This window comes from Streptomyces albospinus (genome assembly GCF_014648695.1).
Classification (GTDB): Bacteria; Actinomycetota; Actinomycetes; order Streptomycetales; family Streptomycetaceae; genus Streptomyces; species Streptomyces albospinus.
Window position 1 is genome coordinate 1 of sequence record NZ_BMRP01000144.1, and the last position, 927, is coordinate 927.

The 927-nt window shown below is 67.0% G+C and carries 1 pseudogene; it reads right to left on the reverse strand.

The window, feature by feature from the left end:
- A pseudogene (locus IEZ17_RS41680) lies at positions 1–927 on the reverse strand (ISAzo13 family transposase); the annotation flags it as partial.

The following is a 927-nucleotide window of genomic DNA, read 5'->3' on the forward strand; positions in this document are numbered from 1 at the left end:
GTAGGCGGGCTTGTAGTTGGGCGAGGGTGCGGGCCGGGGTTCCGGGTAGCGGAGTGACCGCGACGCGGTGCAGGTCCAGGAGACGGTGGCCGTCTTGGAACTGGTTGGACAGGTTGGTGCGGCCGACATTCAGGAGCTGGGCGAGAAGTGTGCTGGTGACAGCCCTGCGGCGGCGTAACAAGGCAGTCAGTAGGCGGTGGTAGTGGTCGAGACTGCTGGTCTGCGGGTGGAGGTAGCTGCGTGGGCGGTGGAAGCGTCGTTGGAATGCCGCCTCGGCCAGGGCCTCCCAGTACGGTTCCGAGATGGCGACCAGGTGGTCGAAGGCGGCGCGTGACATGCCGGTCAGGGCCGGGTTGGTGAGCATCGCGGTCAGGGCGGGATCGATCTGTTGTCGGCTCGGTGCCGGCTCGGGGTGCCGGGGTGCGACCGGTGCCAGGGTGTAGTTCCAGTCGCCGTGGAAGGCGTGGGGTGTGATTGGCAGGGCATGGAACTCGGCGGGTGGGACTGTGGTGCCCAGGTCATATCGGCCGGTGTCGAGTTCGGCTCCGATTCTGAGCCCGGTGCGAGTGGTCGTGGCGGCGATGGTCTCGATGACTACCTGGTAGCTGGTCAGGGGCCTGCCGCGCCAGTTCGCGGTGATGTGGCAGAACATCCGGTGTTCGATCTTGTTCCATTTCGATGTGCCGGGTGGGAAGTGGCAGACCGTGATCTCCAGGCCGCTTTCCAGGGCGAAGGCGGCGAGGTGCTTCTTCCATGTCCAGCGGCGGGGGTCGTTGGAACCACCGCAGTCGGCGGTGATCAGCAGCCTGCCGGCGTCCGGGTGGTCCTTCTGTCCGCGCTGCTGCCACCAGCGGCGGATGGATTCCACCGCGAACTCGCCCGTGTCGTGGTCGGTCCCGACGCTGACCCAGCCGGTGTTGCGAGCGA